The organism is Brevundimonas sp., from assembly GCF_044239655.1.
Lineage (GTDB): Bacteria > Pseudomonadota > Alphaproteobacteria > Caulobacterales > Caulobacteraceae > Brevundimonas.
In genome coordinates this window covers 1-17532 of record NZ_JBIIAY010000030.1, presented here as the reverse complement: position 1 = coordinate 17532, position 17532 = coordinate 1, and the positions used below count along the sequence as shown (strand labels likewise).

Annotated in this window: 13 protein-coding genes and 1 pseudogene; 8 read left to right on the top strand and 6 right to left on the bottom strand. The window is 65.8% G+C overall.

The window, feature by feature from the left end; all coding sequences use genetic code 11:
• Positions 1–197: 197 nt before the first annotated feature.
• Both trpE and ACILQR_RS05985 read right to left on the bottom strand, forming a co-directional pair.
• Positions 198–1748, bottom strand: a complete 1551-nt coding sequence (gene trpE, locus ACILQR_RS05990; protein ID WP_395650564.1) for an anthranilate synthase component I — start codon at positions 1746–1748, stop codon at positions 198–200.
• Complete coding sequence (locus ACILQR_RS05985) at positions 1745–3679, bottom strand: peptidylprolyl isomerase (protein WP_395650563.1); 1935 nt, start codon at positions 3677–3679, stop codon at positions 1745–1747. Before ACILQR_RS05985 ends, trpE begins: the two co-directional genes overlap by 4 nt.
• Positions 3680–3877: 198 nt before the next feature.
• Between ACILQR_RS05985 and tpiA the strand changes: the two genes are divergently transcribed.
• From tpiA to ACILQR_RS05965, 4 genes are all read left to right on the top strand, one after another.
• Complete coding sequence (tpiA, locus tag ACILQR_RS05980) at positions 3878–4627, top strand: triose-phosphate isomerase (protein ID WP_395650562.1); 750 nt, start codon at positions 3878–3880, stop codon at positions 4625–4627.
• Entirely contained in the window at positions 4627–4842 is a 216-nt protein-coding gene (locus tag ACILQR_RS05975; protein WP_395650561.1) for a hypothetical protein, read from the top strand. Before tpiA ends, ACILQR_RS05975 begins: the two co-directional genes overlap by 1 nt.
• 89 nt (positions 4843–4931) lie before the next feature.
• A complete protein-coding gene (gene secG / locus ACILQR_RS05970; RefSeq protein WP_395650560.1) occupies positions 4932–5348 on the top strand; it encodes a preprotein translocase subunit SecG in 417 nt (138 codons plus the stop codon).
• Positions 5349–5499: 151 nt separating this feature from the next.
• On the top strand, positions 5500–7149 hold the full coding sequence (locus tag ACILQR_RS05965; protein WP_395650559.1) for a CTP synthase: 1650 nt from the start codon (positions 5500–5502) through the stop codon (positions 7147–7149).
• Positions 7150–7203: 54 nt separating this feature from the next.
• On the opposite strand, the gene ACILQR_RS05960 is transcribed toward ACILQR_RS05965, so the two are convergent.
• The 4 genes from ACILQR_RS05960 to ACILQR_RS05945 form a co-directional block, all read right to left on the bottom strand.
• The gene (locus tag ACILQR_RS05960) at positions 7204–7836 is read right to left on the bottom strand and encodes a hypothetical protein (protein ID WP_395650558.1); all 633 of its coding nucleotides are present in this window, start codon (positions 7834–7836) and stop codon (positions 7204–7206) included.
• Between the two features lie 120 nt (positions 7837–7956).
• Positions 7957–8559: a hypothetical protein gene (locus ACILQR_RS05955; protein WP_395650557.1), complete on the bottom strand. Its 603-nt coding sequence runs from the start codon at positions 8557–8559 to the stop codon at positions 7957–7959.
• A 74-nt stretch (positions 8560–8633) separates the two neighbouring features.
• Complete coding sequence (gene ppa / locus ACILQR_RS05950; RefSeq protein ID WP_271144360.1) at positions 8634–9170, bottom strand: inorganic diphosphatase; 537 nt, start codon at positions 9168–9170, stop codon at positions 8634–8636.
• A 136-nt stretch (positions 9171–9306) separates the two neighbouring features.
• Complete coding sequence (locus ACILQR_RS05945; protein WP_395650556.1) at positions 9307–10737, bottom strand: NAD-dependent succinate-semialdehyde dehydrogenase; 1431 nt, start codon at positions 10735–10737, stop codon at positions 9307–9309.
• Between the two features lie 241 nt (positions 10738–10978).
• Here ACILQR_RS05945 and ACILQR_RS05940 point away from each other — a divergent pair, with 241 nt between their 5' ends.
• The 4 genes and pseudogenes from ACILQR_RS05940 to ACILQR_RS05925 all read left to right on the top strand — a co-directional run bounded on the left by ACILQR_RS05940 (position 10979) and on the right by ACILQR_RS05925 (position 17410).
• Complete coding sequence (locus ACILQR_RS05940; protein ID WP_395650555.1) at positions 10979–11761, top strand: ImuA family protein; 783 nt, start codon at positions 10979–10981, stop codon at positions 11759–11761.
• A gap of 10 nt (positions 11762–11771) precedes the next feature.
• Complete coding sequence (locus tag ACILQR_RS05935) at positions 11772–13205, top strand: Y-family DNA polymerase (protein ID WP_395650554.1); 1434 nt, start codon at positions 11772–11774, stop codon at positions 13203–13205.
• A complete protein-coding gene (locus ACILQR_RS05930; RefSeq protein WP_395650553.1) occupies positions 13202–16531 on the top strand; it encodes an error-prone DNA polymerase in 3330 nt (1109 codons plus the stop codon). The genes ACILQR_RS05935 and ACILQR_RS05930 overlap by 4 nt, the downstream gene beginning before the upstream one ends.
• Before the next feature lie 186 nt (positions 16532–16717).
• A pseudogene (locus ACILQR_RS05925) lies at positions 16718–17410 on the top strand (IS6 family transposase).
• Positions 17411–17532 lie beyond the last annotated feature (122 nt).

Genomic DNA, 17532 nt, shown 5'->3' with positions numbered 1-17532 from the left:
CCCCTTGCGGGAGAAGGTGGCAGCCGAAGGCTGACGGATGAGGGGTCACTCCGTCGGCGACGGTGAGGGCCGGAACACTCGAAGCAGGTTGCAAAGTCCGCGTGACCCCTCATCCGCCCCTCCGGGGCACCTTCTCCCGCAAGGGGAGAAGGATCAGAACAATCGGTGCAGAGGATGACGAAAGTAGGCAGGCGTCCCTAGACCGCGCCACCCTCGTTCAGCACAGCCCCAAGCTCGAAGCGCCAGGCGTCTTCGGCGGCGCGCATCGGGGCGCGGGCCTTGGCGAGGGTTTCGGCGTATTCGGCGGCGGGGTCGCTGTCGGCGACGACGCCGGCGCCGGCCTGGACGAAGACCTTGCCGTCGGCGAACATGGCGGTGCGCAGGACGATGCAGATGTCGGCCTCGCCGCCCGCCGAGATGTATCCGACGCCGCCGCCATAGCCGACGCCGCGTTTCTCGCCTTCGAGTTCGTCGATGATCTCCATGGCCCGGACCTTGGGCGCGCCCGACAGGGTGCCGGCGGGCAGGGCGGCCAGAAGGGTATCGACGGCGTCCAGGTCGGGGTGGGACCGTCCCTCGACATTGGAGACGATGTGCATGACCTGGCTGTAGCGTTCGACCTTGAAGCTCTCGGTCACCTTGACCGTGCCGGGGGCGGAGACGCGGCCCACGTCGTTGCGGCCGAGGTCCAGCAGCATCAGATGCTCGGCGCATTCCTTGGGGTCGGCCAGGAGTTCGGCCTCGAGACGGCGATCCTCTTCCGGTGTCGCGCCGCGCGCGCGGGTGCCGGCCAGGGGACGGATGGTGACGCCGCCGTCCTTGAGCCGCACCAGGATCTCCGGGCTGGACCCGGCCAGCTGGAAGTCGCCGAAATTGAGGAAGAACAGATAGGGCGAGGGGTTCTGGCGGCGCAGGGATCGATAGAAGGCGAACGGGTCGCCCGACCACGGCGCGCTGAACCGGTGGCTGAGCACGACCTGGAAGATGTCGCCGGCGGCGATGTAGTCCTTGGCGCGAGCGATCATGCCGCCATAGGCCTCGCCGTCCACCGGTGAGGCGAAGGCGGGAGCGGGCGTCTGTTCGGCGCCCATCCGGCCCAGCAGCGGGCGACGCAGGCGGCTCTCGAAATCATCCAGCCGCGCATTGGCGGCGGTCCAGGCGGCGTCGGCGTCGAGACCGGCGTCGGGATAGACGGTCGAGACCATGACGATCTCACGCCGCACCGAATCGAACATCGCGACCAGGGACGGACGGGTCAGGACGGCGTCAGGCAGGTCGAGAGGGTCGGGATTGGGCTCGCCCAGCGGCTCCAGCAGCCGGACCATGTCATAGCCGAACACCCCGAACAGACCAGCCGCCATGGGGGGCAGTTCGCCGTAGGCCGTGGCCTTCAGGTCGAAGGCGGTGGCAGCGATCAGGGCGCGCAGGGATTGCAGCGCGGGGAGGGCTTCGGGGCTGAACCGGTCGGCCGCGACGTCCTCAGCCCCGCGCGCGATCTCTGCGACCCCACCACGACAGCGCCAGACGACGTCGGGCTCATGCGTGATGATCGAATAACGGCCGTTCAGTGCGCCGCCCTCGACCGATTCCAGCAGGAACGCGTGCCGCCGGCCCAGCCCGACCTTCAGATAGGCCGAGACCGGGGTTTCCAGGTCGTCGATCAATCGCCGGACCACGACGGCCGGACGACCAGCCGTCAGGCTCGCCGCGAACGCCGCCCGGTCGTCTGCCCCCCCAGCCTGTGTCACTGCGCCGGAGTCGGGGTCGGAGCGGAGGAGGGGGTGGTCGCCGTGGCCGGATCGACGCCCAGAGCCTGAAGCGCGAAGGCCGTGTCGCTCTTGGCCTTGGAGCGCAGGGCACCGGCGGCCAGGGCGTTCTCGACCATGGCATTGCCCATCTGCTCGGCCATGCGGGCACGGACCTGCTCGGCGACAGGGGCAGCCAGGGCGGGCACCGCCGGGCGGATCGCATCGACGCGGCCGACGACATAGGCGGTCTGCGAGGCCGGGCCGGAGAAGACCTGGCCCTTGCCCTGTCCGAACAGGCCTTCCATCACGCCCTGACCAATTTCAGTCTGGACCTGCGGATTCTGTTGCAGCGACGCACGGGTGATCAGGGTGCCACCGGCCGAGGCGGCGACGGCGGCGATGTCCTGGCCCTGACGGACGCGGCTGGCCAGTTCCTCGGCCTTGGCGGCCAGGCGCTTGGCGTTCTCGCGCAGCACCCATTGCTGGGCCAGGGGCTCGCGGATGTCGGCCAGGGTCGGCAGGGCGGCCGGGCGGATGTCGGTCAGACGCAGCACGAAATACTGGCCCTGACCCGCATCGATCACGTCGGACTCGCCACCCTTGGACAGGGCATAGGCCGATTGCAGGATCTGCGGCGGGGCGTTCATCGGCTGGCCGTCCGGCAGCTTGCCGTCCTGGGTGAAGGGCGGCAGGGGGATGATGCGTCCACCGATTTCGGCGGCGGCCTGATCCAGGGTCTTGCCCTCGGAGCGGGCCTTTTCATACTTCTCGACGCGGGCGAAGACGGCACCCTTGGCGTCCTCGGTACGCAGTTCGTTGATGATGGCCTCGCGGGCGCTGTCCAGCGTCGCGGCGGCGCCCGGCGTGACGGCCGAGACCTGGGCGACGGTGAAGCCGACCCGGCCCTGGACCGCATCGGTCACCTGACCGGCCGTGGCACCGAAGACGGCGGCGGCGATCGCGGGATCGGTGACGGCGGCGCGCGGGGTGGCGTTGAAGGTCGCGGGCTGGACCCCGCCGTTGGCCTGACCGGCCTGTGCCGGGGTCTGGCCGGCGCGAAGAGCAGCGGCGATCGCATCGGCGGCGGCCTTGGTCGGGGCGGTCAGGGTGACGAAGGTGCGGGTCTCCGGCGTCGACAGGGCGGCCTGGCGGAAGTTGAAGCGCTCGACGATCCGGGCCTCGGGGATGGCGGCGGCGGTGTCGGACGGATTGTTGAACAGCAACACCGAGGCCATGCGGAACTCGGGGCGGCGCAGCTGGGCGGCGTTCTCGCTCAGGAAGGCCTGGAGCTGGGCATCGGTCGGGGCGGGGGCGGTCCCGGCCATGGCCTGGGTCACCTCGAACCAGCGACCGTCGCGGCTTTCCATGGCGCGGGCGGCCAGCACCGCACCGTAGACGCGCGGCAGGCGCAGGCCGGCGAAGGCGGCGGAGCCATAGTGGTTCACGGCATACTGGTCGCGGAATTCCTGTTCCAGCCGCTGGGCGGTCAGGCCCTGCTCGGCCAGTTTGGACTGGTACTGCGTCTCATCGAACTGGCCGGTGACGCCGTTGAAGAAGGCGGGGATCTCGCGGATCTGCTTGACCACCAGCTCCTTGCCGGGTCGGATGCCCGCCTTCCACGCCCAGTTCAGGAAACCGAGCTGGCGGGTCTGTTCCTCCAGATAACGGACGTGCAGGTTCTCCTTGACCATGTCGTCGATCGTGACCGGGCGCTGGGCGCGTTCGGTCAGGCTTTCACGCAGACGGTCGAAGTCGGCGCGGAACTGGGCCTGATCGACCTTGCGGTCGCCGGCCGAGATCACGTGCTTGCCGCCCAGGCTGGCGAAGACGTCCAGCTGGGTCCCGCCGGTGACGACGACCGCCAGGCCGACGATGGCGATCAGGATCAGGGCGAACTTGGACCTGGCGAAATTGCGGAACAGAGTGATCATCGACAAACCTGACGGACGGCGGCCAAGGAACCGGTGACGGGGCGCCGCCCCGGCGTATAGGCAGGGGGCGACGGCACGGCAAGCGGCCCTGCGGGCGTGGACAGCCCGCAAAGGCTCCGGTGCCTCGCCATTGCGGCGGGAGCTTGGCCGGTTTGTCGCCTCTTGGCTTTCGGTCGGAGGGCGCCTTATGAGGGCGTCATGAAACAATCCGTGAAGTTGATCGCCGGCAACTGGAAAATGAACGGCCTGGGAGCCAGCCTGGGCGAGGCCCGGGCCCTGTCCGAGGCTCTGGCCGCCGAACCGGCCGCCTGTCGTGTCGCCCTGTGCCCGCCCGCCACCCTGGTTCACCGTCTGGCCGAAGCCGTCGCGGGCGGTGTCGTCGAGGTCGGGGGTCAGGATTGCCATGCCGAGGCCTCGGGCGCCTTCACCGGTTCGACCTCGGCCGCCATGCTGGCCGATGCCGGCGCGACCCTGGTGATCCTGGGCCACTCCGAGCGCCGCGCCGGGTTTGGCGAGACCGACGCCGAAGTCGCCGCCAAGGTCGAGGCCGCGCTGGCCGCAGGGCTGGAACCCATCGTCTGTGTCGGGGAGACCCTGGACCAGCGTCGGGCCGGCGAGGCCGTTGCCGTCGTCAGCGCCCAGGTCGCGGGATCCCTGCCAACCTCCCTGTCCGGCAAGACCTTCGCCGTCGCCTATGAGCCGGTCTGGGCCATAGGCACCGGCCTGACGCCGACGCTGGAGCAGATCGAGGAGGTTCACGCCGCCGTTCGCGCCGCCATGGTCGAACGCCTTTGGGAGGGCGGTCGCACCGCCCCGATCCTGTACGGCGGTTCGGTCAAGCCATCGAACGCCGCCGAGATCCTGGCCGTGGTCGAGGTCGGCGGTGCCCTGGTCGGCGGGGCCTCGCTGAAAGCCGCAGACTTCCTCGGCATCATCCGCGCCGCGTGATGCTCAAGCTCGTCCTTTTTGTCCTGTTCACCGTGGTGGTGACGGCCGCCCTGGTCTTCTGTCTGAGGTCCGGTCGGTTCAGCTATCGGGGACTGACCGGCACCCGGGCCGAGACGCCGGGCCGGTACTGGGCGGTGATCGCCTTTCTGGCGGCGTTCGCGGTGGCGGGGGCCTGGTCCACGATCCGCCTGGCCCAGGTGGTGCTGGCCGTCTGAGGCCTGAGCGTCGCCGTTGCCGCGCGCGTCGAGGGATGATAGACGCCGCCGCTTGATCGGCGCGACCAGCGCCACATATGTAAGCCGCCATGCTCCAGACCATTCTCCTCGTCGTCATGATCCTGATCTCGATCGCCCTGACCGGGGTGGTCCTGCTGCAACGCTCCGAAGGTGGCGCGCTGGGCATGGGCGGCGGGCCCTCGAACTTCATGAGCGCACGCGGAGCCGGCAATCTGCTCAGCACCGTGACCTGGTGGCTCGGGGGCGCATTCTTCATCTGCGCCATCTCCCTGACCATCGTCGGCAACATCGATCGCGGCAACCAGTCGATCATTGATTCGGACGCCGTCGGCTCCATCGCCGTCGATCAGCCGACAACACCGTCCCAGACCGCTCCAGCCACCGCGACGCCGGCCCAGCCTGCCGCGCCGACGCTGCAAGACCTGGAAGCCTCGGTCGTGGCCCCGCCTGCCGCCACCCCCGCCCAACCGGCTCCGAAGCAGTAGGGTGACGACGGCGGGACATCCCGCCGCCGCTCCCGCCATACCCGCCTCCAGCGAGCGCGCACCCGTCAGGGCCGCGCTCGTTTCGGTTTTCAACAGGGGATTCGCCGTTCGTCCCGGCGCCCCCCCGAATCACCCGCTAAGGTGACCGCCCATGGCTCGTTATGTGTTCATCACCGGCGGCGTGGTTTCCTCGCTTGGAAAAGGCCTCGCCTCCGCCGCTCTCGGTGCGTTGCTTCAGGCGCGCGGCTACAAGGTCCGTCTGAGGAAGCTCGACCCCTATCTGAACGTCGATCCGGGCACGATGAGCCCCTATCAGCACGGCGAGGTCTTCGTGACCGACGACGGGGCCGAGACGGATCTCGACCTGGGTCACTACGAGCGCTTCACCGGCGTTTCGGCGGCGAAGTCCGACAACATCACGACCGGCCGCATCTATTCGACCATCATCGAGAAGGAACGGCGCGGCGACTATCTGGGTGCGACGGTGCAGGTGATCCCGCACGTCACCGACCAGATCAAATCCTTCTGCCTGACCCCCGCCTTCACCGATGACGGCGACGACGTGGATTTCGTCCTGGTCGAGATCGGCGGCACGGTCGGCGACATCGAGGGCCTGCCCTTCTTCGAGGCCATCCGCCAGCTGGGCCAGGACCTGCCGCGGGGCCAGTCCTGCTTCGTCCACCTGACGCTGCTGCCCTTCATCAAGACCGCCGGCGAGATGAAGACCAAGCCGACGCAGCACTCGGTCAAGGAACTGCGCTCCATCGGCATCCAGCCCGACATCCTGTTGTGCCGCTGTGAGTTCCCCATCCCCGAGGACGAGAAGCGCAAGATCGGCCTGTTCTGCAACGTGCGGCCTTCGGGCGTGATCCAGGCGATGGATTCCGACGACATCTATGCGGTCCCGCTGGACTATCACCGCGAGGGGCTGGATGCCGAGGTCCTGGCCCATTTCGGCATCACCGATGCGCCCCAGCCCGACCTGTCGAGCTGGACCGAGATCGCGCGCCGCCGTCGCCAGCCGGACGGAGAGGTCACCGTCGCCGTGGTCGGCAAATACACGGTGCTCAAGGACGCCTACAAATCCCTGATCGAGGCCCTGCACCACGGCGGGGTGGCCAACAACGTCAAGGTCAACATCGACTGGGTCGAGGCCGACACCTTCGAGGGCGACCGCGACGCCTGCGAGGCGCGGCTGCAGTCGGCCCATGCGGTGCTGGTCCCCGGCGGCTTCGGCGAGCGGGGGGCCGAGGGCAAGATCGAGGCGGCGCGCTTCGCCCGCGAGCGCAACATCCCCTATTTCGGCATCTGTTTCGGCATGCAGATGGCCGTGATCGAGGCGGCCCGGAACCAGGCGGGCCTGCCCAAGGCCTCGTCCACCGAGTTCGGCCCGACGGATGAGCCCGTCGTCGGCCTGATGACCGAATGGACCCAAGGCAACCAGCGGGTGCTGCGCCAGCAGGGCGGCGACCTGGGCGGGACCATGCGTCTGGGGGCCTATGACTCGACCCTGGCTGCCGGTTCGCGCATTGCCGAGATCTATGGTTCGACCGCCATCAGCGAGCGTCATCGCCACCGCTATGAGGTCAATATCAACTATCGCGAAGCGATCGAGGACAAGGGTCTGATCTTCGCCGGTCTGTCGCCCGACGGCGTCCTGCCCGAGACGATCGAACGCACCGACCACCCCTGGTTCATCGGCGTCCAGTACCATCCCGAGCTCAAGAGCCGGCCGTTCAAGCCTCATCCGCTGTTCGCCAGCTTCATCGAGGCGGCGGTGGTGCAGAGCCGGTTGGTTTAGGGACTTCCCTCGTGATTTGAGAGCCACGATAAGGCTGGCGACGGCTTGGACCTTTTAGATGTGTTGCAAGGGCCACCCCGTGAGAGCCAGCACGACGAGCGAGAGCTCGCGCAAGTCGCCACTTTCGGGAGACCATTCACTCCAAAAGCCATAGTTCCCGCGTCCGCTGGATTCGACGATCCACATCTGACCGTCTACGCCGCTGTGACAGCCATAGGACGCTTTGCCTAGCAGTTGGCTCTGCGCCGTCCGGAGCCGGGCCCGCTCCGAGTTTGTTAGCGGCCTGTCGATGGAGCAGTGCGTCCTCGTCCTGTCGCAACCATCGTTCCCCGGCATCCATTTGGCGATGAGGCGAATGTTTCCGTCAGCCGTTTCGACGGTCCGCACCATCACATTGGCGTCGAAACTGCGGTTGAGGAGAAGTCGGACGACATGTTTGTCCCGGTCCTTGTCCTGAAAGATCGGTTGTTCGCTGAAAGGCACCAACTCACTTGAGTACCAGTTGGCGGTCCAATCATCCAACACAGGACCACGGCGCGCCGGATAGTTACGCGTCGCCGGGCACTCACCCACTTCGGATCCAAGCGACTTGGGGAACATCGGCGTAGAACTGATTACAGCGTAGATCGTAACAACGATCCCGATCAAGGCGACGGCGGTTAGAGCAACTGCGGCCCGTTGAAACATCGTCGGTCTCCCGATCCGATCCTTTCAGTCGGCTGTCTGGGACGCAAGCCGCAGATCGGGGCGGTGACCGGACGGATGCCTCCGCTTCCAAGGCCAGAGGGGCGAGTGCGGGGAAGGTGCCTACTCCCTGATCCCCGCCTTGTCCGCGACATAGGTCGAGCAGGCGGCGGAGGCTTCGTTCATCAGGTCCTGGTCCTGATCGGCCAGCTGGGCCAGCTTGGCTTCGTTCTCGGGCGACATGGCGTCGGCGTCATAGGCCTCGACCATGACGTTGTAGAGGTCGGTGTGTTTGGTGAGGGCGGCGAAGGCCTTGGCCGAGACGTCCTCGGGCAGCAGCATGGTCATCTGCAGATACTGGGAGTGCATGAGCCGCAGGATTTCGCTCTGGGCCTCCATCGCCTTCGACAGGTCCGTGACCTGATCGGGGTTCAGCGGCCCGGCGCGGAAGTCGCCGTTCTTCTCGTTGGCCGTCACCGCCCGCGAGGTCAGGTCGCCCAGCGCCATGCAGACGTTGAGCTGGCTCTCGAAGATCTTCTGGCGAGCCGCCGCCTGCGACACGTCCAGGGCCTGGACTGCCGTGAACATCGAGGCCACCGCGACGATCATGGCCGAGATGGCCGAGACGGTGGCGATCGTGCCTTCGACGGAGACCCGTTGGGTCCGTGACGACTTGCCCTGGCTGTCGGAAACGTCCGGGTCGGGCAGGGGCGGGGTGTCGGTCATGCGTCATATGACGCCGGTCGGTGACCTATTGCAACGCTTGCGGGGCGACGGGAGACCGCCGCCCCGTCAGAGCATCAGGCCTTTTCGGCCCTGGCGCGTTCGATGCCCTCGACGATCAGGCTGCGCGCCTTGTCGGCGTCGTCCCAGCCGAGGACCTTGACCCATTTGGTGCCTTCCAGGTCCTTGTAGTGGGCGAAGAAATGCTCAATCTGCTTCAGGGTGATCTCCGGCATGTCGGTGTAGTTCTTGACGCTGTCGTAGCGGGCGGTCAGCCACGACGACGGCACGGCCAGCAGCTTTTCGTCCTGACCCGCCTCGTCCTCCATGAGCAGCACGCCGATGACGCGGCAGCTGATGACCGAACCGGGCATCAGGGCGCGGGTGTTGGCCACGATCACGTCGCAGGGGTCGCCGTCGCCCGACAGGGTGTGGGGAATGAAGCCGTAGTTCCCGGGATAGCGCATCGACGTATAGAGGAACCGGTCGACCACCAGGGCACCCGAGGCCTTGTCCATCTCGTACTTGATCGGCTCGCCGCCGATCGGCACCTCGATCACGACATTGACGTCGTCGGGTGCGTGCTTGCCGATGGAAAGTGCGTCCAGGTTCATCGAAATTCTCTTATGTTTTGAACGGGCGTCCCCCGTTGGCTCGCCCGGTCGCCCGCACGCGACGCGCTGCTACTGCCCCAGATCGACGCTTTCGGAAAGCCCGGGAGTGTGCAGTGCAGCAATTTTCGCCTGAATGTCACAGGGACACGCAGAGGTATTTGATCTCCAGATAGTCCTCGATCCCGTATTTCGAGCCCTCGCGACCCAGGCCCGAGGCCTTGACCCCGCCGAACGGCGCGACCTCGGTGGAGATGATGCCGGTGTTGACCCCCACGATCCCGGCCTCGATCGCCTCGCCTACGCGGAAGATCCGGCCCAGGTCCCGGGCATAGAAATAGGCGGCCAGGCCGAACGGTGTGTCGTTGGCCTGGGCAATCGCGTCGGCCTCGTCGGTGAAGCGGATGACGGGGGCGAGGGGGCCGAAGGTCTCCTCGTCGGTGACGATCATGTCCGACGTGACGCCCGACAGCACCGTCGGGGTGAAGAACCGGCCGCCCAGCGGCGACCGCTCGCCGCCGGTGACGACGGTGGCCCCCTTGGAGACCGCATCCGCGATATGCGCCTCGACCTTGGCGATGGCTTTATCGTCGATGACGGGGCCGATCTCGACGCCGGTCTGGTCGCCCGGCCCGACCTTGAGCGCCTCGGTGGCCTTGGCCAGCTTCTCGACGAAGACATCGTGGACCGCGTCCTGGACATAGATGCGGTTGGCGCAGACGCAGGTCTGGCCCGCGTTCCGGAATTTGGACTGGATCGCGCCGGTGACCGCCGCATCCAGATCGGCGTCGTCGAAGACGATGAAGGGCGCGTTGCCGCCGAGCTCGAGGCTCAGCTTCTTGATGGTCGGCGCGGACTGGGCATAGAGCTTGGCCCCGACCTCGGTCGAGCCGGTGAAGGACAGTTTGCGCACCACCGGACTGGCGGTCAGGACGCCGCCGATCTCGGTCGAGCTTCCGGTGACGATGTTCAGCAACCCGTCCGGCAGGCCCGCTTCCTGCGCCAGGACGCCCAGGGCCAGGGCCGTGAACGGGGTCTGGCTGGCCGGCTTGACCACCACGCCACAGCCGGCGGCCAGGGCCGGGCCGATCTTTCGCGTGATCATGGCGGCGGGAAAATTCCACGGCGTGATGGCCGCCACCACCCCGATCGGCTGTTTCAGCACGATGATCCGCTTGTCCGCCGCGTGCCCCGGAATGACGTCGCCATAGACCCGCTTGGCCTCTTCGGCGAACCATTCGATGAAGGAGGCCGCATAGGCGATCTCGCCTTTCGCCTCGGCCAGAGGCTTGCCCTGTTCTTCGGTCAGGATGGCGGCCAGGGCGTCCTGGTGCTTCATCATCAGATCGAAATAGCGTCGCAGGACGATGGCCCGGTCCTTGGCTGTTCGCGCCGCCCAGCCCTTCATCGCCCGCTCGGCCGCCGCGATCGCGCGCTCGGTCTCGCTGGCCCCCAGCGACGGCACCCGACCGATGATCAAGCCGGTCGCAGGATCATCGACGTCGATCCAGCGGTCACCGGTGATCCATTGGCCGTCGATCAGACAGGCTTCGCGCTTCAGCTGGGTCATCGGAACTCCTCGGGGTGTCGGTACATGCTTCAACGCCTGACGCGGAGGAAGGCAACCGCCATCCGCAGTCGGCTCTCTGGATCCCACCAGCGTTGAAACCCTCGGTACCCGACGAGTGGTTGAACATCCGCAGATCGGCGGCGCTGTCAGGAATCCTCCGGACAGAACGCTCATATGTGAACGCCCGACCTAACGAAGCCGTCTTGACTCAGACCCGGGGTTGGAGCGCATATGAGAACATATGCAGAACATAAAATGCAACATTGCCAGGATCAGGAACCTCACCAATGGCCTTTCATGCCTGAACACCTCTGCTTGCCCGGAGATATTTTCGACGGGAATGGCAGAGCTTGACACCCATCTCGGTGGGGGGCTTCGCACGAAAGCCGTGCATGAGATTTTTGCCGCAGACACAGCGCAATCGCAGGCCGCTGACGGGTTTGCTCTCGGTCTGGCGCTGCGTGCAAAACCGAAAAGCATGGTCTGGGTCATGCAGACCCGCGCCTTCCCGGAGGCCGGCGTACCCTATGGGCCGGGCGTGGAGGACTGGGGGTTGGAAACTCGGTCGCTGGTCCTGGTCATGGTCAGGGACACGGCTCATCTTTTGTCGGCAAGTGAGGAAGCCTTGGCCAGCGGCGCGGTGGATGCCGTCCTGATGAGCGCCTGGGGCGAAGGTCCGGCCTTCACACTGACGGCGAGCCGAAGACTGGCCTTGGCAGCGACAAGGGGGGGGAGCACGGGTTTTTTCGTGCGGGCGGCGGCCCGACCCGCGTCCAGTGCAGCCGAGACCCGCTGGAGGGTTCGCGCCGCACCGTCCATGCCATTGGAGGCACAGGCTCCCGGTCTCTCCGCTCTGGCGGTCGAGTTGCTGCGCAGCAAATCTGGCTCTCCTTGCGGCGAATGGATCGTGGAGTGGGACCGTGAGACGCGGACCTTCATCGCCCCGTCGACACCTCGCAGTCTGGTTTCCGTTTCTGCCGACCGAGCGCAGGAAACGGGTCAGGGCAACCGAAGGGCCGCCTGACGCCCCCCTTGTGCTCATCGACAAGGTCGGCGGCGCTCTAAGGCTCGCGGCGGTAGATCCCAATGCTCTGGCGCAAGGGCTGTCACCGGGCATGACGCTGGCAGATGCCCGCGCGCGTCTGCCTGAGATCAGGGCTGAACCTTATGAGCCAGAAGCCGATGCGCACCTTCTGGATCGGCTGTTGGAAGATTTCGGGCGGTTCACACCCATGGCAGCGCTCGATGGCCCCCACGGCGTCATTCTTGATATGACCGGCTGCGCGCACCTGTTTGGAGGAGAGCGGGACTTGGGTCCGGCCGTGAAGGCCAGGATCGCTCGCCTTGGACTGACGGCCAGACTGGCGCTGGCCGGCACGCCCCAATCGGCGCGAGCGCTTTGCCGGTTCGGCCCCGGCGGAATGTTTGGAACAGACAGCGCGAGGCGCGCGATCCGGGCGCTGCCGGTGGCGGCGCTGGAGATATCCGAACGCGATACCCAGGCTCTGAAGCGTGCGGGCCTGAAGACGATCGGCGAGGTGGCCGAGCGTCCACGTGCGTCCCTCGCCGCGCGCTTCGGCGCCGCTTTGCCCACCAAGCTGGACAGGCTGCTTGAGGTCGAGGACGCTCGCATCACGTCTCATCGCCCGTCTGCGGCCATCACAGCGGACCGGGTGTTGCTTGAGCCGATCACAGAGGACGCCCACGTCGAAACCGTGCTGGGCGATCTCTTGATCGAAATCTGCGGACGGCTTGAACGCTCCGGCCTGGGCGCGCGACGGCTCAAGCTTCGTCTATTCCGGGTCGATGACGGCGTGCGCTGGGTGGAGGCCCGCTCGGCTCGCCCGACGCGTGACCCTGTGATAATCGCCCGCCTGTTTCGGGAAAGGATGGCCACTGAGGGTGAAGCGCTGGATCCAGGCTTTGGCTTTGACCATCTGCGGCTGGAGGTGAGCAGCAGCGACCCGCTTTCCGCCGAACAGACGACCTTCGATCAACGGCCATCGCGTAGCAAGGCCTTGGGCGACCTCACAGACCGTCTGGCCGCAAGGTTGGGCGATGATGCCGTGATGAGGATCGAGACCGTTGACTCTCATCTGCCGGAACGGGCCACCCGCTGGCGTCCGACGTCTCAGGTGACGCAGGTCAGGTCCGACAAGACGCCTCATACAGCGGGGCCCACTCCTATCAGGCCCTTGAGGATCTTCGATCCGCCACAGCCCATCGAAGTTATAGCGCTGGCACCTGACAGCCCGCCCGCGCGGTTTCGCTGGCGCCGTGTGGACCACCGTGTGGTGAGCGCCGAAGGCCCCGAGCGGATCGAGGGGGAATGGTGGCGTCGGCGGGAGCGGGTGCGTGACTACTACCGCGTCGAGGACGTCGAGGGACGCCGCTTCTGGGTATTCAGGGCCGGGCAGTTTGGCGAGGCCCCACCGCCGCGTTGGTATCTGCACGGACTGTTCCCATGAGCATGCCGCCTTACGCCGAACTGATCGCCGCCAGCAACTTCTCCTTCCTTCGCGGCGCGTCGCATCCCAAGACCCTGGTCCTGACCTCGGTCCTGAGGGGATATGCCGGTCTGGGGCTGGCTGACCGCAATACGGTCTCGGGTGTGGTCAGGGCCTGGACCGCTCTCAACCACCTTCGTGAAGACGGGTGGTCGCCTCCGGAAAAGTTGCGCGACGGGGGATCTCCCGGCGAGATCGCCTGGCGCGATGACCCTCTGAACAATCCGGCCCTGTCCGATCTGGTCAAGGAACGCGCTTTGGCCTTCCGGCTTTTGACCGGGGCTAGACTGGCGTTCGAGGATGGCGCGCCGGATGTGGTGGCCTATCCCGAGGATCGTATCGGCTGGGGCCACCTTACCCGTCTTTTGACCCTGGGGAGCCGGAGGGCCAGGAAGGGCGATTGTCTGTTGAGGTTCGAGGATCTGTTGGCGAACCCTGAAGGTCTGATGCTCGTCTTACCCCCGGATCGCAGGACCGAGCCCTTGAAGCCGTGGCTTGAGCGGTTGAATGAGGCGCACCCCGGAGCTGTCTGGCTGGGCGCGGCCATGCATCGCCACGGGGACGATCGCCGCCGCCTCGCGCAGCTCAGGACACTGTCTGCACAGGTCGGCACGCCGCTCCTCGCCACCAACGACGTGCTTTATTCCGACGCAGGCGAGCGCGACCTTCAGCATGTTCTGACCTGTATCCGTGAGAACGTGTCCATCGATCAGGCAGGCCGCCGACTACTTGCCAACGGCGAGCGCTGGCTGAAGCCGCCCAACGAGATGGCGCGATTGTTTGCCGACGCACCGGAGGCCATGGCCGAGACGCTGGAGTTTCTGAAGCGCCCGATCTTCGACCTGGGCCAGCTACGCTATGAATATCCCGAAGAGCCAATTCCGCCGGGACGCACGCCGCAGAACTGGCTAAGCGAGCTTGTAGAGCGCCGGCTGCCCGTCCGCTACCCGCAAGGTACACCGGCCAAGGTCCGGGCGACCCTGGACAAGGAACTGGCCTATGTCGGTGCCCGCGATCTGGCTCCCTACTTCCTGACCATCCATGACATCGTCAATGAGGCCGAGAACCGGGGCATACTGTGTCAGGGTCGAGGCTCGGCTGCGAACTCGGCCATCTGCTACGTCCTGGGCATCACAAGCGTCGATCCCGCGACGAACGAGCTGCTGTTCGAGCGGTTCATGTCGGCCGACCGCAACGAACCACCGGACATCGACGTCGATTTCGAACACGAACGTCGCGAGGAGATCATCCAGTATATCTACGAGCGCTATAGCCGTGAGCGGGCAGGCATCGTCGCCACCGTGATCCGCTACCGTCCGCGCAGCGCCATACGCGACGTCGGCAAGGCGCTTGGGCTTACGGAGGATGTGACGGCGCGAATGGCCTCGACACAGTGGGGCAGTTGGGGTGCCGAAATCCCTGACGCACGCATTGAGGAAGCGGGGCTGGATCCTGCCAATCCCATGATCCGCCGTGCAGTGGACATGGCCGGACGGATCATGGGCTTTCCTCGCCATCTCAGCCAGCACGTCGGCGGCTTTATCCTGACGCGCGGGCGTCTGGATGAACTGGTACCCATCGGCAACGCGGCCATGCCCGACCGCACCTTCATCGAGTGGGACAAGGACGACGTCGATGAACTGGGCCTTATGAAGGTCGATGTGCTCGCACTGGGCATGCTGACCTGTATCCGCAAGGCGCTGAACTTGATGCGGGTCCATGAGGGCCTGGACTATGAGCTGGCGACCGTCCCGGCCGAACAGGCTGACGTTTACGACATGCTCTGCCGAGGGGACTCCATAGGCGTCTTCCAAATAGAGAGCCGGGCGCAGATAAACATGCTGCCGCGCCTGAGACCCCGACGCTTCTATGATCTGGTAATTCAGGTCGCGATTGTCCGGCCGGGCCCGATCCAGGGCGACATGGTTCACCCCTATCTGCGGCGCCGTAACGGCCAGGAACCTGTGATTTACGCCAGCCCCGAACCTCCTCACGACCCGGATGAACTGCGGAAGGTTCTGGATCGCACTCTCGGGGTGCCTCTGTTTCAGGAGCAGGCGATGAAGGTCGCCATGGTCGCGGCAGAGTTCACCGACAAGGAAGCCAACGGGCTACGCAAGGCGATGGGCACCTTCCGGGGCGACGGCATTCTGCACACCTACGAAGACCGCATGGTCGGCCGGATGATCGAGCGCGGCTACGACCCCGGCTTCGCCCGGCGCTGCTTCGATCAGATCAAGGGCTTCGGCTCCTATGGCTTTCCCGAGAGCCACGCCGCCAGCTTTGCCCGCCTGGTCTATGTCTCCAGCTACATCAAATGCAGGCATCCGGCGGCCTTTGCCTGCGCCTTGTTGAATAGCCAGCCCATGGGCTTCTATGCGCCGGCCCAGATTGTGCGAGACGCGCAAGAACATGGCGTCGAGGCGCGGCCCATCGACGTCAACCACTCCCAGTGGGATTGCACGCTCGAAGGGCAGAGCGAGGGTCTGGCCCTGCGGCTGGGTATACGCCAGATCGAGGGGTTCAGGGAGGATTGGGCCGACGACTTGGTTCTGGCCCGTACCCGGCCATTTGAGAACATCGAAGGCCTTATGCGCCGGGCGCGTCTGCCGGTTGCAGCGATCCGAAAGCTGGCAGACGCCGACGCCTTCCGCTCGCTTGGACTGGACCGGCGGGAGGCCATGTGGGAAGCGCGCCGCCTGCCCGATGACGACGCCCTGCCGTTGTTCGTCGCCGCCGCGACACGCGAACTGGGTGAGGAGCCCGACTCGCATCTGCCGCGCATGGCGCTAGGCGAACATGTGGCTGCCGACTATCAGACCACACGCCTTTCGCTGAAGGCCCACCCCATGGCGATCCTGCGCCCTGTCTTCGCCGCAGAGGGCCTGGTTACCTGTGCCGAGGTCGAGGCTAAGCGGTCCGGGTCGCGAGTCCGCACCGCCGGCGTCGTCCTGGTTCGCCAGAGGCCCGGCAACGGCAAGGCCATCTTCATCACCCTAGAAGACGAAACCGGCATCACCAACCTGGTCTTGTGGGTCCCGGTGTTTGAGGAGTATCGACGGGTCGTCATGAGCGCCCGCCTCCTGGGCGTAGAAGGTGTGGTGGAGAAAAGCCCCGAAAGCGTCGTCCACCTGATGGCTCATCGGTTGTTTGATCGGTCGGCCGAGCTCAACCGACTGTCATCCGATCATGAGACCGCAGTTCAGCTTTCGGATGCTGACGAGTTCGTTCATCCGCAGCATCCCCGTAACCTGCGCGTGCTGTCGGGATCGCGGGATTTCCACTGATTGAGTAAGCCTAGGTGTTCAGCCCCGAGGTCAAGTGGACATGATCGAGCCCGAATCGGCCCGCGTTCCCGGCCCATACTCTGTAGATGGTTTCATAAGGTGTTGAGCCGTCCAGAAGGTGCTGTCAGTCTAACGCTAACTTGTCTCCACTGAGGACGGCTAAGCCGCTGATGGGGATGATATTTTGTGAAGCCGATCTCGTTCAAGCGTCACCGCTTTCCAGCCGATATCATCCGTCAGGCGGTGTGGCTGTACTTCCGTTTCACTCTCAGTTTTCGAGCCTTCGAGGAGCTGATGGCGGCCCGCGGCGTGGACGTGAGCTATGAGACCATCCGCTGCTGGACGATCAAGTTTGGACCTCTCATCGCCCGGCGTTTGAAAAAGAGGCGGTGGCCGCCGTCGCCGCGCTGGCACCTGGACGAGGTCGTCTGCAACATCGGCGGCAAGCGGATGGTTCTGTGGCGGGCCGTCGATGACGAGGGCGAGGTCCTTGACGTCCTGGTCCAGAGCCGGCGGGATACAGAGGCTGCGTTGCAACTGCTCAGGCGCCTCCTTCGCAACCAGCCGGTCGAGCCGCAGACGATCACGACGGATGGGCTGGCCTCATACGGCTAGGCTCTGGATCAGCTCGATCTGAAGCATTTGCATCGACCGGGCCGGCTTCGGGAGAACAATCGGATCGAGAACTCCCATCTGCCGATCCGACGACGAGAGCGGCAGCAGCAGCGGTTCAAATCCCAAGCCTCAGCCCAGAGATTCCTCACCACCCACGCAGCGATCTACAACACCTTCAACATCCAACGCCATCTGATCAGCAGACCGACACTTCGCCGCCTTCGCGCGGATGCGGAAGCCGCATGGGCGATAGCGGTTGCCTGACTGGCGGCAGGGTACGGGGGCTTTCGACTTGCCGAAGTTAACCTGACAGACACGTCTATGATCCTCCCTCGTTTCAGTGGACACCCATGCTAGCTTTTCGGAGCTGGAGAGGAGTGTCTGAT

What these genes read in the sequence shown, in the direction of transcription:
- ACILQR_RS05985 (WP_395650563.1), bottom strand. Translation starts at nt 3,679, where the DNA reads ATGATCACTCTGTTCCGCAATTTCGCCAGGTCCAAGTTCGCCCTGATC.
- tpiA (WP_395650562.1), top strand. Translation starts at nt 3,878, where the DNA reads ATGAAACAATCCGTGAAGTTGATCGCCGGCAACTGGAAAATGAACGGC.
- ACILQR_RS05975 (WP_395650561.1), top strand. Translation starts at nt 4,627, where the DNA reads ATGCTCAAGCTCGTCCTTTTTGTCCTGTTCACCGTGGTGGTGACGGCC.
- secG (WP_395650560.1), top strand. Translation starts at nt 4,932, where the DNA reads ATGCTCCAGACCATTCTCCTCGTCGTCATGATCCTGATCTCGATCGCC.
- ACILQR_RS05965 (WP_395650559.1), top strand. Translation starts at nt 5,500, where the DNA reads ATGGCTCGTTATGTGTTCATCACCGGCGGCGTGGTTTCCTCGCTTGGA.
- ACILQR_RS05960 (WP_395650558.1), bottom strand. Translation starts at nt 7,836, where the DNA reads ATGTTTCAACGGGCCGCAGTTGCTCTAACCGCCGTCGCCTTGATCGGG.
- ACILQR_RS05955 (WP_395650557.1), bottom strand. Translation starts at nt 8,559, where the DNA reads ATGACCGACACCCCGCCCCTGCCCGACCCGGACGTTTCCGACAGCCAG.
- ppa (WP_271144360.1), bottom strand. Translation starts at nt 9,170, where the DNA reads ATGAACCTGGACGCACTTTCCATCGGCAAGCACGCACCCGACGACGTC.
- ACILQR_RS05945 (WP_395650556.1), bottom strand. Translation starts at nt 10,737, where the DNA reads ATGACCCAGCTGAAGCGCGAAGCCTGTCTGATCGACGGCCAATGGATC.
- ACILQR_RS05940 (WP_395650555.1), top strand. Translation starts at nt 10,979, where the DNA reads ATGCAGAACATAAAATGCAACATTGCCAGGATCAGGAACCTCACCAAT.
- ACILQR_RS05930 (WP_395650553.1), top strand. Translation starts at nt 13,202, where the DNA reads ATGAGCATGCCGCCTTACGCCGAACTGATCGCCGCCAGCAACTTCTCC.